The organism is Streptomyces sp. NPDC086519 (genome assembly GCF_040686075.1).
GTDB classification, from domain to species: domain Bacteria; phylum Actinomycetota; class Actinomycetes; order Streptomycetales; family Streptomycetaceae; genus Streptomyces; species Streptomyces shenzhenensis.
The window spans coordinates 125,071-137,843 of the sequence record NZ_JBFBJL010000008.1; the positions used below are offsets into that span (position 1 = coordinate 125,071).

General features: G+C 72.4%; 11 protein-coding genes. 5 read left to right on the top strand and 6 right to left on the bottom strand.

All coding sequences use genetic code 11. From position 1 onward, the window contains the following. Nucleotides 1-45: 45 nt before the first annotated feature. Together AB0P24_RS10705 and AB0P24_RS10710 are read right to left on the bottom strand one after the other, a co-directional pair. The gene (locus AB0P24_RS10705; RefSeq protein ID WP_365792321.1) at nucleotides 46-843 is read right to left on the bottom strand and encodes an SGNH/GDSL hydrolase family protein; all 798 of its coding nucleotides are present in this window, start codon (nucleotides 841-843) and stop codon (nucleotides 46-48) included. Between the two features lie 396 nt (nucleotides 844-1,239). Further along, nucleotides 1,240-2,259: an aldo/keto reductase gene (locus tag AB0P24_RS10710; protein ID WP_365792323.1), complete on the bottom strand. Its 1,020-nt coding sequence runs from the start codon at nucleotides 2,257-2,259 to the stop codon at nucleotides 1,240-1,242. A gap of 141 nt (nucleotides 2,260-2,400) precedes the next feature. On the opposite strand from AB0P24_RS10710, the gene AB0P24_RS10715 reads away from it, so the two are divergent. Further along, the gene (locus AB0P24_RS10715) at nucleotides 2,401-2,979 is read left to right on the top strand and encodes a TetR/AcrR family transcriptional regulator (RefSeq protein WP_365792325.1); all 579 of its coding nucleotides are present in this window, start codon (nucleotides 2,401-2,403) and stop codon (nucleotides 2,977-2,979) included. A gap of 127 nt (nucleotides 2,980-3,106) precedes the next feature. On the opposite strand, the gene AB0P24_RS10720 is transcribed toward AB0P24_RS10715, so the two are convergent. Then, nucleotides 3,107-4,309, bottom strand: coding sequence for an NAD(P)/FAD-dependent oxidoreductase (locus AB0P24_RS10720; protein ID WP_365792327.1), 1,203 nt, complete (start codon nucleotides 4,307-4,309; stop codon nucleotides 3,107-3,109). Nucleotides 4,310-4,422: 113 nt separating this feature from the next. Between AB0P24_RS10720 and AB0P24_RS10725 the strand changes: the two genes are divergently transcribed. From AB0P24_RS10725 to AB0P24_RS10735, 3 genes are all read left to right on the top strand, one after another. Then, nucleotides 4,423-5,283, top strand: a complete 861-nt coding sequence (locus tag AB0P24_RS10725) for a TetR family transcriptional regulator (protein ID WP_365792329.1) — start codon at nucleotides 4,423-4,425, stop codon at nucleotides 5,281-5,283. 319 nt (nucleotides 5,284-5,602) lie between these two features. Beyond that, a complete protein-coding gene (locus tag AB0P24_RS10730) occupies nucleotides 5,603-6,478 on the top strand; it encodes a PhzF family phenazine biosynthesis isomerase (RefSeq protein WP_365792331.1) in 876 nt (291 codons plus the stop codon). 154 nt (nucleotides 6,479-6,632) lie between these two features. Then, entirely contained in the window at nucleotides 6,633-7,241 is a 609-nt protein-coding gene (locus tag AB0P24_RS10735) for a TOPRIM nucleotidyl transferase/hydrolase domain-containing protein (RefSeq protein ID WP_365792468.1), read from the top strand. 244 nt (nucleotides 7,242-7,485) lie between these two features. Here AB0P24_RS10735 and AB0P24_RS10740 read toward each other — a convergent pair whose 3' ends face one another. Further along, nucleotides 7,486-8,337, bottom strand: coding sequence for an LLM class F420-dependent oxidoreductase (locus tag AB0P24_RS10740; protein WP_365792333.1), 852 nt, complete (start codon nucleotides 8,335-8,337; stop codon nucleotides 7,486-7,488). A gap of 185 nt (nucleotides 8,338-8,522) precedes the next feature. Between AB0P24_RS10740 and AB0P24_RS10745 the strand changes: the two genes are divergently transcribed. Next, nucleotides 8,523-9,695, top strand: coding sequence for a right-handed parallel beta-helix repeat-containing protein (locus tag AB0P24_RS10745; RefSeq protein WP_365792335.1), 1,173 nt, complete (start codon nucleotides 8,523-8,525; stop codon nucleotides 9,693-9,695). A gap of 459 nt (nucleotides 9,696-10,154) precedes the next feature. Here the strand turns inward: AB0P24_RS10745 and AB0P24_RS10750 are convergent, their stop codons facing one another. After that, nucleotides 10,155-10,742, bottom strand: coding sequence for a hypothetical protein (locus AB0P24_RS10750; protein ID WP_365792337.1), 588 nt, complete (start codon nucleotides 10,740-10,742; stop codon nucleotides 10,155-10,157). A gap of 3 nt (nucleotides 10,743-10,745) precedes the next feature. Further along, a complete protein-coding gene (gene ctaD, locus AB0P24_RS10755; RefSeq protein WP_365792339.1) occupies nucleotides 10,746-12,455 on the bottom strand; it encodes a cytochrome c oxidase subunit I in 1,710 nt (569 codons plus the stop codon). Nucleotides 12,456-12,773 lie beyond the last annotated feature (318 nt).

Sequence of the window (12,773 nt, forward strand, 5' to 3'; positions counted from 1 at the left end):
CGGACCAGCGCTTCGGCCCCCGGGAAGCCGGCAGCGTGGGGCGGCTCAGCCCGTGACCTCGTTGAGCCTCGCGTCGTAGCCCGCCAGGTAGCCCGTCAGGGTGGGGTGGAAGACCGCGGTGCCGGCGCTCAGGTTGTTGATCCACGGGTCGGAGCCGCACGCACCGTGGCCCTGGAACGTGGCGCGCATGTCGATGAACTCGACCGACTCCGCGGCCGCGGCGGCCTTGGTGCCGTCGGCGAGCGCGTCGGCCAGCCCGTTCATGGCGGTGCGCTTGGCCGTGTCGAGGTCGATCACCGGGCAGGTCCCGGTCAGGGACAGCGCCTGCGGATAGCCGAGGACGATGATCCGGGCGTTCGGCGCCTTGGCCTTGATGTCCTTGTACAGCCCCACCAGGTCGGTGACCATCTGGTTCCTGGCGTAGTCCGACATCCACAGCGTCGCCGTGCCGCAGTAGCTGTCGCTCTGGGTGAGGCAGGCCTGGACCACGCTGGAGAACTGGGCGTCGTTGCCGCCGACGGTGAGCGTGACGAGATCCGTGCCGGTGCTCAGCGCGGACAGCTGCTTGTCGCGCACGTCCCCGATGGTCGCCCCGCTGCACGAGACGTCCGTCAGCGTGTAGCCGGAGTGCGCGGCCGCCCACAGCGCCGGGTAGTCGAGCGTGCTGCGCTTGCAGTCGCCGCTGGCACTGTCGTAGTAGTCCGCGCCGACACCGGAGGCGTACGAGTCGCCCAGAGCCACGTACTCCTGACCGGTCGCCGCCTGGGCGGGCGTGCTCATCATCCCGGCCATACCGGCGAAGGCCAGCAGCGCGCCGGCGACGGCCGACGTCAATTTACGCATGAGTTCCTTGATTTCCTTCTGGATCGGGAAGTCCGGATCTGTGTGAAGGATGAGGATCGTACAGGCGCTCGGAGAATCCGCCGCCCTGCGCCGTTGCACAGCAATTGCTTTTCTGTTGCCGGGAGTTGGCCTGACGAAAGGCGGCGGCGCGCTCTGCGGGAATTCAGTCCACCGTCGATCCGATCCGCACCCCGCGCACCGCACGGCGGCCGATACCGCGACCGATGACCCGGTACGGCAGGGCCGGTCCACCATGCTGGTCGGCGGCCCCGCCGGGTACGTCCACCGGCCACACCGGCAGTCCGACGCGGCAGCGGACGGTCCTTGCGGCGATCGCACGCTTCGGCGAAGGCGGGTGACCGGGGGCGGGACCGGGCCGGGCTGCCCTTGGGCGCGTCAACGGCGGCGCAGGGCCGCGTCGAGCAGGGCGGGCGGGGTGTCGTGCTTCTCGTGTGCGGCGAGGTCGGTGCCGGGGGCGACGATCGCGTCGATCGCGTCCAGGACGTCGGCGGAGAGCACGGTGTCGGCGGCGGCCAGCTGGGAGTTCAGATGGTCCACGGTGCGGGGCCCTATGAGGGCGCTGGTGACGGCGGGGTGCGCGGTCACGAAGCCGAGGGCGAGCTGGATCAGGGTCAGCCCGGCCCCGTCGGCCACGGCGGCCAGCCGCTCCACCGCGTCGAGGCGGGCCTGGTTGGCCGGGAGGGTGAGGTCGAAGCGGTCGGGCAGGAACCGGGCGCGGCTGGTGGTGATGGACCGGCCCCTGCGCACGGCCCCGGACAGCCAGCCGGAGGCCAGCGGGCTCCACACCAGCACACCCATCCCGTACTCCTGCGCCACCGGCAGGACATGGGCCTCGACGCCCCGCTGGAGGAGGGAGTAGCTGGGCTGTTCGGTGACGTACCGGCTCAGGTGGTGCTCGCGGGCGGCCCACTGGCCCTGCACGATCCGGTACGCCGGGTAGGTCGAGGAGCCGAAGTGGCGGATCTTTCCGGCGCGTTGCAGATCGGTCAGTGCCGACAGGGTCTCCTCGTCGCTCGTGGCCGGGTCCCAGCGGTGTATCTGATAGAGGTCGACATGGTCGACGCCGAGCCGCCGCAGGCTGTTCTCCACCTCGGCGACCAGCCAGCGCCGTGAACCGCCCCGGTGATTGCGCTCGTCCCCCATCGGCATGCCGGCCTTCGTGGCCAGCACGATGTCGTCACGGCGGCCGGCGATCGCCTTGCCGACCATCTCCTCCGACTCGCCCTGCCCGTACATGTCGGCGGTGTCGATCAGGTTGATCCCGGCGTCCAGGGCGGCGTCGACGATCGCGGTCGCCTCCTCCTGGGTGGTCCGCCCGATCGCCCCGAAGTTCATCGCGCCGAGCCCGAGCGCGCTGACCTGCACACCGGTGCGGCCCAAGGTGCGGTACTGCATGGTGGATCTCCTCACATGGCACAAACGGAACGACGTCCCGCTTCACGTCTTCGACGATACGGAACACTGTCCCGTTTGACAACGCCCCGATAGAGTGACGGCCGAGAGACACCGGCCGAGGGACCCGACGAAGGACGCACCATGAAGGAAGAGGAGCGGGCGGTCCGGCCCCGGCGGGCGGACGCGCGGCGCAACGAGGTGACGCTGCTGGAGGCGGCCGCGGCGGCGTTCGTCGCCTCCGGCGTGGAGGCGCCGGTGCGCGACATCGCGGCTCGGGCGGGCGTCGGCACGGCGACGATCTACCGGCACTTCCCGACCCGCGCCGACCTGATCATCGCCGTCTACCGGCACCAGGTGGAGGCCTGCGCCGAGGCCGGCCCGGCCCTGTTGAGCAGTGCTCCGACCCCGTACGCCGCGCTGCGCGAGTGGATCGACCTCTTCGTGGACTTCCTGGCCACCAAGCACGGCCTCGCCGGCGCCCTGCACTCCGACCAGTCGGGCCTCGACTCCCTCCACGCCTACTTCCTGGACCGCCTCGTCCCCGTCTGCACCCAGCTCCTCGACGCGGCGACCGAGACCGGCGAGATCCACGCCCACCTGACGGCGTACGAGCTGATGCGCGGCGTCGGCAACCTCTGCATCGGCGCGGAGAACGACCCCCGCTACGACGCCCGCCGTCTGGTCGGCCTCCTCGTCACCGGGCTGCGCCGCACGACGTGACGCGCCGGAGCGTCGACCGCCTCGGGCGCCACGTCCCGCAGTCGCCCCGAAGGCCGTTGTCTGACCGGCGAGCGGTCAGTCTGGCAAGGCCTGCGCGGCGCGCCGACCTCGGCTCCCGGGCACGCGGTCACACAGTCTCACCGGCACCAGCACCGGCACCGGCACCCGCCGGGGCACCGGCTCCGGCTCCGGTGAACATGGCTATCAGCCCGTGGGGGGAGTCGTCGCCGAACATGCGGTTGTGGAGGTCGGCGGTGTCGGCGGCCTCCGCGGCGCTGCGGGCGAACATGGCCTGCTCGTACCGGGTGAGCGCGGCCTCGGTGTCGTCCGGGTGGGCGGCGAGCGCCTTGCCGAGTTCGGCGCCGTCGTACATGGCCAGGTTGGCGCCCTCGCCGTTCGGGATCATGAGGTGGGCCGCGTCGCCGAGCAGGGTCACCCCCGGCACCCGCTCCCACCGGTGCTCGGCGGGCAGGGTGTACAGGGGGCGCAGCACCGGCGCGGTGTCGGCGTCGGTGATCAGCGCGGTGAGCTCGGGCGCCCAGCCGGCGAACTCCGCCGCCGTCCGCGCGGCGGCAGCCGCCGCCCCGGCGGGATCGAAGGGCTCGGCGGGCTCGGTGAAGCCGGCGTCGGTGAACCACTCCTGCGGCCTGCGCAGCGCCACGTAGGTGTGGAGGGTCCCGCCGGTCTCCCGGTGGGCCTGGATCCCCTTGCCCGGCGCGAGCGCGAACATCGCCCCGCCGCCGACCGCCTTCGCGGCGGCCGGGTGCCGGGTGTCCGCGTCGAACAGATAGGTCTCGACGAACGAGGTGCCGGTGTACTCGGGTACGGCGCCGGACAGCAGCGGCCGCACCCGTGACCAGGCGCCGTCCGCGCCGACCAGCAGGCCCGTGGTGACGGCGGTGCCGTCGGCGAACGTCACCTCGTGGCGGCCCTCGCCGAGGGCGCGGACGGCGCCGGCCTTGTGGCCCCACCGGACGGTGCCGGCCGGAAGCGATTCGAGCAGGATCCGGCGCAGCTCGCCGCGCAGCACCTCGGGGCGGCCCCGCGTGCCGTCGTCGGCCTCTTCGAACAGCACGGTGCCGTCGGCGGCGAGGGCCCGGGTCGCCTCGCGCCCCTCCAGGACGAGGGCGCGGAACTCCTCGTACAGGCCTGCTTCCCGGAGTGCCCGCTGGCCGTTGTGCTCGTGGATGTCGAGCATCCCGCCCTGTGCGCGTGCCGTCGCGGAGGCCTCCGCCTCGTAGACGGTGGCCGGGATGCCGTGGACGTGCAGGACCCGGGCGAGCGTGAGGCCGCCGAGTCCGGCTCCGATGATCGTGACGGGTGTGCGCATGGGGACTCCTCGGGGAGTGACGGGACGGCCTCTCGGCCGGTTCTGGAACAGCGTTCCAGTCTGGAACGTTGTTCCATGCTGGAACGACGCTCCAGTCATGTCAAGATGGCGCCATGGCAACGCGGACACGCCGGTCACAGCGGCGTACGGAGGCGCTCTCCCGCGAGCGCATCGTCGAGGCCGCCGTCGAGCTGCTCGACGCGGCCGGCGAGAGCGGACTGACGTTCCGGGCACTGACCGAACGCCTCGCCACCGGGCCCGGGGCGATCTACTGGCACGTGGCGAACAAGGAGGAGCTGCTCGGCGCGGCCACGGACGCGGTCGTCGCCGCCGCCGTGGCCGTCGGACCCGGCGCCGCCACCGCCACGGCCACGGCCACCGTCACGACAGCCCCGGCCACCCCGGCCACCCCGCCTGCCGGGACCACCGACTCCGCGGCGGAAGCAGCCCGAGCGGCCCAAGCCGTCGGCTCCGCCGCCGAAGTCCCGCAGTCGCCGCCGGAAGAGCCCGGGACCCCGGGCTCGGCGCAGGACGGGGTCCGGCTCGTCGCGCTCGGGCTGTTCGACGCGATCGTGCGGCATCCCTGGCTCGCGACACAGCTCGCCACGCAGCTCTCCCGCAGCCCCTGGGGGACGGTGACACCGCGGATCTTCGAAAGCATCGGGCGGCGGGTGAGCGCCCTCGACGTACCCGAGAGCAGCTGGTTCACGGTGACCTCCGCCCTGGTGCACTACATCCTCGGCGCCGCAGGCCAGAACGCCGTGAACAACGCGAGCGCCCGCACGCTCGCGCCCGGCGTGGACCGCGCCGAGTTCCTCGACACCGTGTCGACGGCGTGGGAGGAACTCGACCCCGACGAGTACCCGTTCACCCGGGCCGTCGCGGAGCAGATACGCGGGCACGACGACCGAGAGCAGTTCCTCGCCGGCGTCGACCTCGTCCTCGCCGGCATCACCGCCACCCACCACCGCTGACAGCCCCGCCCGGACCACTCGGACCACTCGGACCGCCCCCACCGCCCGACTCCCGCCTGGACCGCACCCCGAACCTGGCCCGGACCTCAGCGGACCGCCCGCCCCCGGCCCGCCCTGACCTCGCCCGAACCCCACCCGAACCCCGCCGGACCTCACCCGACCCCCACCCGACCCCCACCGGACCTCACCCGACCCCCACCCGACCCCCACCGGACCTCACCCGACCCCCACCCGACCCCCACCGGACCTCACCCGAACCCCGCCCGCCCCCCGCCCGCGGCCAGGAATAGCCCCCGGTCCGGCCCACGTTGCCGTGACCATGACGACGAACGCGCCGCGGCCCGAGATCCTGCGCTACACCGCCTTCTCCAGCTCCCCCGAGGGCGGCAACCCCGCCGGCGTCGTACTGGACGCCACCGGTCTGGACGACGGCGACATGCTCGCCATCGCCGCCGAGCTCGGCTACTCCGAATCCGCGTTCCTCACCGCACCCCCGGCGGGCCTCGGCGGTGAGCCCGGGCGGGCGTACACCATCCGTTACTTCAGTCCCAAGGCCGAGGTGCCGTTCTGCGGCCACGCCACCATCGCGACCGCCGTGGCGCTCGCCGGGCGGACCGGCCCCGGGGAGCTGGTGTTCGCGACGCGTGCGGGCACCGTGCCGGTGGCGGTGACCGAGGAGGGCGGGGCGGTACGGGCCACGCTCACCAGCGTCGAGCCGCACACCGAGGCGATCGCCGACGCCGACCTCGCGGAGGCGCTCGCCGCGCTCGACTGGCCGGCCGCCGACCTCGACCCGGCCTTCCCGCCCCGCGTCGCGTTTGCCGGCGCCCGCCATCTCGTGCTCGCGGCGGCGACCCGCGCCCGCCTCGCGGACCTCGCGTACGACTTCGCGCGCCTGGAAGCGCTGATGCACCGCCTCGACCTGACCACGGTCCAGCTGGTGTGGCGGGAGTCGGCCACCGTCTTCCACGTCCGTGACCCGTTCCCCGTCGGCGGTGTCGTCGAAGACCCGGCGACCGGCGCCGCGGCCGCCGCGTTCGGCGCGTACGCCCGCGAGCTCGGCCTGGTCCCCGAGGAGGCCGTCCTGACCCTCCACCAGGGCGAGGACCTGGGCCGCCCCGGCGAACTCACGGTGACCCTGCGCGCGGGCGACCCGCGCGTCCACGTCGGCGGCACCGGAGCGCGCATCGACTGAACCGGCCGCCGCGCGCGGGGGTGCCGCGGATATTCCGTGGCACCGCAGCCGGTTGCGGGCGGAGACTCGCCCCATGACGGAGACGGCGGACCCGGCGGACACCTCGGACGCCGCGCACACCTCCGGCGCAGCGACCACGCCCCGCACGCCGGACATGGCGGCCTTCCGCGAGGCCGTCGGCGCATGGGCTCGCGGCGGTGCGGAGGAATCTGCGCGGGACCTCGCCGGCCGGCTCGGCGTCCGTGTCGCGGTGCTGCTCGAAGGGCCCAGCGATCTCGCGGCCGTCGACGCGCTGGCCGCCCGGCGGGGCCGGGACCTGGCCGCCGAAGGAGTCTGCGTGCTGTCGATGGGCGGGGCGATGAACGTCGGCCGGTTCGCCCGCCTCCTCGGACCGCCCGGCCTCGGCCTGCGCCTGACCGGGCTCTGCGACGAACGCGAACGCCCCTACTACACCCGCGGCCTGGAGCGGGCCGGCGCCGCACAGCACGGCGTCTTCGTCTGCGCCGCCGACCTGGAGGACGAGTTGATCCGCGCCCTCGGCCCGGCCCGGGTCGCCGAACTCGCCCGCGCCGAGGGCGACGAACGCGCCCTGCGCACCTTCCTGAACCAGCCCGCCCAGCGCGGCCGCACCGCGCAGCAGCAGTTGCGCCGCTTCCTCGGCACGACGTCCGGCCGCAAGATCCACTACGGCCGGGTGCTGGTCGAGGCCCTGGACCCCGACCGCGCACCCGCCCCGCTCGACGGCCTGCTCGCCGGCGTCTGAGTCCTCGGGCCGGCCCGAGGGCCCGTCAGGGCCGGTTGCGAAAGCGGCGTCGTCGCCCGGAGGGCGGCCGCGCGGCGTCCGGTGCGTGCTCTGGGGGTCCCCCCGGCCGAAGGCTGGGGGAGTGCCGCCCGGAAGCCCTTGTACCGGGCGTACTCGGGCTTTCGGGCGGTGCGGCGAGCGGGGGTACCCCCTCAGGGGGAGCGTGCCGGGCGTCGCGCGGCAGCCGGCACCTTCGCACCAGCCCCTAGTGCCCCAGCCCCAACTCCGCCGCCAGCACCCGGTAGACCGGCAGCGGGTCGGTGCCGTCGGCGTGCAGCACCTGCAACGTCACGTGGTCGGCGCCCGCGTCCAGATGGGCCCGGACGCCCTCCGCCACCCGGGCCGTGTCGCCGTGCGCGATCAGCGCGTCGAAGAGGCGGTCGCTGCCGCCGTCCGCGAAGTCGGTGTCGTCGAAGCCGAGGCGGCGCAGGTTGCCGACGTAGTTGGCCAGGCCCAGATAGCGGCCGAGCGTGGCGTCGCCGATCGCGCGGGCCTTGGCGGGGTCCGGCTCCAGGACCACCTTCTGCTCGGGGGCGAGGAGCGGTCCGGCGCCGAGGATGTCGCGGGCCCGGCGGGTGTGCTCGGGGGTGACGAGGTAGGGGTGCGCGGCCGCCGTACGGTTTCCGGCCAGGCGCAGGACGCGGGGGCCGAGGGCCGCCAGCGCCCGGCGGGCGACCGGGACACCGCCCGCGTCGAGGACGTCCAGGTAGCGGTTGAGTGCCTCGTACGGCCGCGTGAACTCCTTCGTCGCCTCCGGGTGGCCGGCGCCGACACCCAGCAGGAAGCGGTCCGCGTGGCGTTCGGCGACGCGCCGGTACGAGCGGGCGATCCGGTCCGCCGGGTTGGACCAGATGTTCACGATGCCGGTGGCCACCACCAGGCGGTCCGTGGCGTCCAGCAGCCGTTCGGCTTCGGCCAGCTCCGGGTCGGTCACGTTGCCCAGCCAGAGCGCGCCGTAGCCCAGTTCCTCCAGCGCCACCGCCAGTTCGGGCTCGGTCCTGTCGTGGCGCCACACACCGATGGCGCCGAGGTCGATCTTGCGCGGGATCTCGTCCATGACCCGGACAACCGGCGGGTCGCGACCGGCATTCCAATCGCTGTCGGAATACTCCGAACCCCTCCGCGATCACACTGATGAACTTAAATTACATACATGACTATTGACGCGGCCACGCCACCCTCCTAGCTTCGCAGGGAAAGCGCTTTCCGCAATGCCCGCATGGAGACGAACGGAGACGAACGATGCACGTGAGACCAGTCATCGCGGCCGTCGGCCTGCTCGCCGGCACGCTCGTCGCACTGTCCGGCAGCCCCGCGCAGGCAGCGTCCACCGTGCTGTACGTGTCGCCGAGCGGCACCGACAGCGCGGCCGGCACCCAGTCGGCGCCGACCACGCTCACCTCGGCGATCAGCCGGATCGCCGCCGGCGGCACGATCTACCTGCGCGGCGGGACGTACGCCTACTCCACCACCGTGACCATCCCGGCCGGCGCCAACGGCACCTCCGGCGCGCTCACCACGCTCTCCGCCTACCCGGGCGAGACCCCGGTCCTCGACTTCTCGGCGCAGAGCGAGAGTTCGTCGAACCGGGGCATCCAGCTCTTCGCCAACTACTGGCATCTGTACGGCCTCACGGTCGAGCACGCCGGCGACAACGGCATCTACGTCGGCGGCAGCAACAACGTCATCGAGCGTGCCGTGACCGCGTACAACCGCGACACCGGGCTGCAACTCGGCCGGATCTCCTCCAGCACGCCCAGCAGCCAGTGGCCGTCGAACAACCTCGTCGTCAGCTCCGAGTCGCACGACAACGAGGACAGCGGCGGCGAGAACGCCGACGGCTTCGCGTCCAAACTGACCACCGGCACCGGCAACGTCTTCCGGTACGACGTCTCGCACAACAACATCGACGACGGCTGGGACCTGTACACCAAGACCGACACGGGCGCCATCGGGCCCGTCACCATCGAGTACTCGCTCTCGTACGGCAACGGCACCCTGACCGACGGCACCCAGAACGCCAACGGCGACCGCAACGGCTACAAGCTCGGCGGCGACGACATCGCCGTCAACCACGTCGTCCAGCACGACATCGCCTACGGCAACGGACACCACGGGTTCACCTACAACAGCAACCCCGGCACGATGACCATCTCGAACAACGTGGGCATTGACAACGCCCAGCGCAACTTCTCCTTCGACACGGGCACTTCGGTGTTCCGGACCAACACCTCGTGCCGGTTCGCCGTCTCCGGCTCCAACGACAAGACGGTCGGCGACGCCGACAGCTCCAACCAGTTCTGGACGGGCACCAACGGCTCCCGGTGCTCCTCCTACTCGGGCGCCCTCGGCTGGTCCTTCGCCTCGTCGGGCAAGCTGAACGTCACCTTCGGCGGGAAGGTCGTCAACCCCTAGCCCGCTGCCTCGCAGACGACTCGGCCCGGGTGTCCACAGGGTGTGGACACCCGGGCCGAACGGGTCCTGCGGGTCGTGCGGGTCGTGCGCGGAGCTGAGTCGCGGACCCTCGGGTACAGCCGGCCGGCCCAGGGGTCCGCGTTGCCGGGTCACGCCGGTACGGCCCGGGGTCATGGAGAAGCAGGAGGACGTGCCGACGGCCGTCCCGGGGGGCCGGTCTCCGCCGGCGCCCGGCTGAGGCAACGGGCCCCGGACATCACCTCGTCCACCGTCTTCGAGACGGCCTCGGCGGCCGCCGCGACCGGCCCGGGACCCGACGGCCGGGGCCCGGGCCGACTCGGTGCGATGCGCCCGCCGCGGGTCGGGGCCGCAGGCGTCGGCGTGCGGACCCGGGTCGCCGCGGGTGCCACGCGGTGGGCTCCGCGACGGCGCCGGGTCCCGGCTCCCGCCGCCGTCCGCTCACGGCGAGCCGGCGCCGCCCCGCCGTGGGGGCCGCGCGTGATCCGTGCGGGCGCGGCGGCGGGCCATGCGCGTATGCGTCACGGCAAGGGCGAGGAACAACCCGAGCACGGCGGCGGGAGCGGTGACGGCCGCGAGCCGGTCCGCGGTGTCCTCGACCCCCGCGGCCAGTCTGACGGCCGCGGTGACGACGGCGGCCGCCAGTCCGGTCCCGACGAGGGCGGCGACGACGTACCGGGACCGGTCGACGCCGGGCAGGGGCCGGCCGGAGCCGGCCAGCTCCCGCCACTGGCGGGCGGCTTCCCGGGCCTCGCCCCGCCGCGCCACGACCGCGCGGATCCGCAGGCCGACCGTGACGAGTGCGCCCGCGACGGCCGCGGCACACGGTATCCACCACGCCTCGGCCAGGAGCAGCAGTACGGCGACGATCCCGGCCGTGCTCCAGCCGCTGACGCAGGCCGCCGCCGCGTCACGGCGGGACAGGGGCCGGTCGGCTCCCGCCCGCAGGTCGGCGAGAGCCGGCACGTACCAGACCCAGCCGGACGCGGTCACCGCCGCGGTTCCGAGGGCGAGAACGGCTTGCGGCATGGTCTACCTCGTCGCCTCTTCGAGTTCGAGTGCGGCGATCTCCGGGTGGTGCAGGTCGAACGCCGGGGACTCGGAGCGGACGCGGGGCAGGGAGAGGAAGTTGTGCCGCGGGGGCGGGCAGGAGGTGGCCCACTCCAGGGAGCGGCCGTAGCCCCACGGGTCGTCGGTCTCCACCGGCTTGCCGTACTTCGCGGTCTTCCAGACGTTGTAGAAGAACGGCAGGATCGACAGGCCGAGCAGGAACGACCCGATCGTGGAGAGGGTGTTGAGGGCGGTGAAGCCGTCCGCCGCCAGGTAGTCGGCGTAGCGGCGGGGCATGCCCTCGGCGCCCAGCCAGTGCTGGACCAGGAAGGTGGTGTGGAAGCCGACCGTCAGCGTCCAGAAGGTGATCTTCCCGAGCCGTTCGTCGAGCATCTTGCCGGTCATCTTCGGCCACCAGAAGTGGAATCCGGCGAACATCGCGTACACGACCGTACCGAAGACGGTGTAGTGGAAGTGCGCGACGACGAAGTACGAGTCGGAGAGATGGAAGTCCATCGGAGGCGAGGCCAGGATGACACCGGTCAGGCCGCCGAAGACGAACGTGATCAGGAAGCCGATCGTCCACAGCATCGGTGTCTCGAAGGACAGGCTGCCCTTCCACATCGTGCCGATCCAGTTGAAGAACTTCACCCCGGTCGGCACCGCGATCAGGAACGTCATGAAGGAGAAGAAGGGGAGCAGCACCCCGCCCGTGACGTACATGTGGTGCGCCCACACGGTCACGCTCAGGCCCGCGATCGCGATGGTCGCGCCGATCAGGCCCATGTAGCCGAACATCGGCTTGCGGGAGAAGACCGGGATGACCTCGGAGACGATCCCGAAGAACGGCAGCGCCAGGATGTACACCTCCGGGTGTCCGAAGAACCAGAAGAGGTGTTGCCAGAGCAGTGCTCCGCCGTTGGCCGCGTCGAAGACGTGGGAGCCGAACTTGCGGTCGCACTCCAGCGCGAACAGGGCCGCCGCGAGGACCGGGAAGACGATCAGGATCAGTACCGCGGTCAGCAGCACGTTCCAGGTGAAGATCGGCATGCGGAACATCGTCATGCCGGGGGCGCGCATGCAGACGATGGTGGTGATGAAGTTGACCGCGCCCGCGATCGAGCCGAAGCCGGACAGGGCCACGCCCATGATCCACAGGTCGGAACCGAGGCCCGGCGAGTGGACCGCGTCGGACAGCGGCGCGTACAGGAACCACCCGAAGTCGGCGGCGCCGCCCGGGGTCAGGAAGCCGAACGCGGCGATCGAGGACCCGAACAGGAACAGCCAGTAGGCGAGCATGTTCAGCCGGGGGAAGGCCACGTCCGGGGCGCCGATCTGCAGCGGCATGATCCAGTTGGCGAAGCCGGTGAACAGCGGCATCGCGAACATCAGCAGCATGATCGAGCCGTGCATCGTGAACGCCTGGTTGAACTGCTCGTTCGACATGATCTGCAGACCGGGACGGGCGAGCTCGGCACGCATCAGCAGCGCCATGACGCCGCCGACGATGAAGAACACGAACGCGGTGACCAGGTACATCGTCCCGATCTTCTTGTGGTCCGTGGTCGTCAGCCACTCCGCCCACGCCGGTCTGGGCGCCGCTCGCTCCGCCCGTCCGGCCGCCTCCCCGGCCGCCGGGACCACGGCCTTCGGCCGCGCGGTCCCCACCTGCTGTATCTGTGCCTCGTCCACCGGACGACGTCCTTCCGCTGTGCTCATGTCACCGACCAGCCAGGAAGCACCTTCGATGCGGGGCATGGATCTGCCCTTTCCGGCCGCCGCCACATGATCGGCGGACAGGCACCCGGTCCCGATAGGGTCCAACGGCCCCCCGCAGGGGCCCACGGGTGGGGTCCAACGGCCCCTCTTCCCGTCGCCGGGCACACCGGCACGCCGTACGGCACCGGCCGTGCCTTACGCTGCTGAGCACAGACAGGTCCAGGAACGGCGGGAATGTCCGAGTCAGAACCCCAGGCGGCGGCGCCGTCACGCCCTCGGCTCGACGTGCCG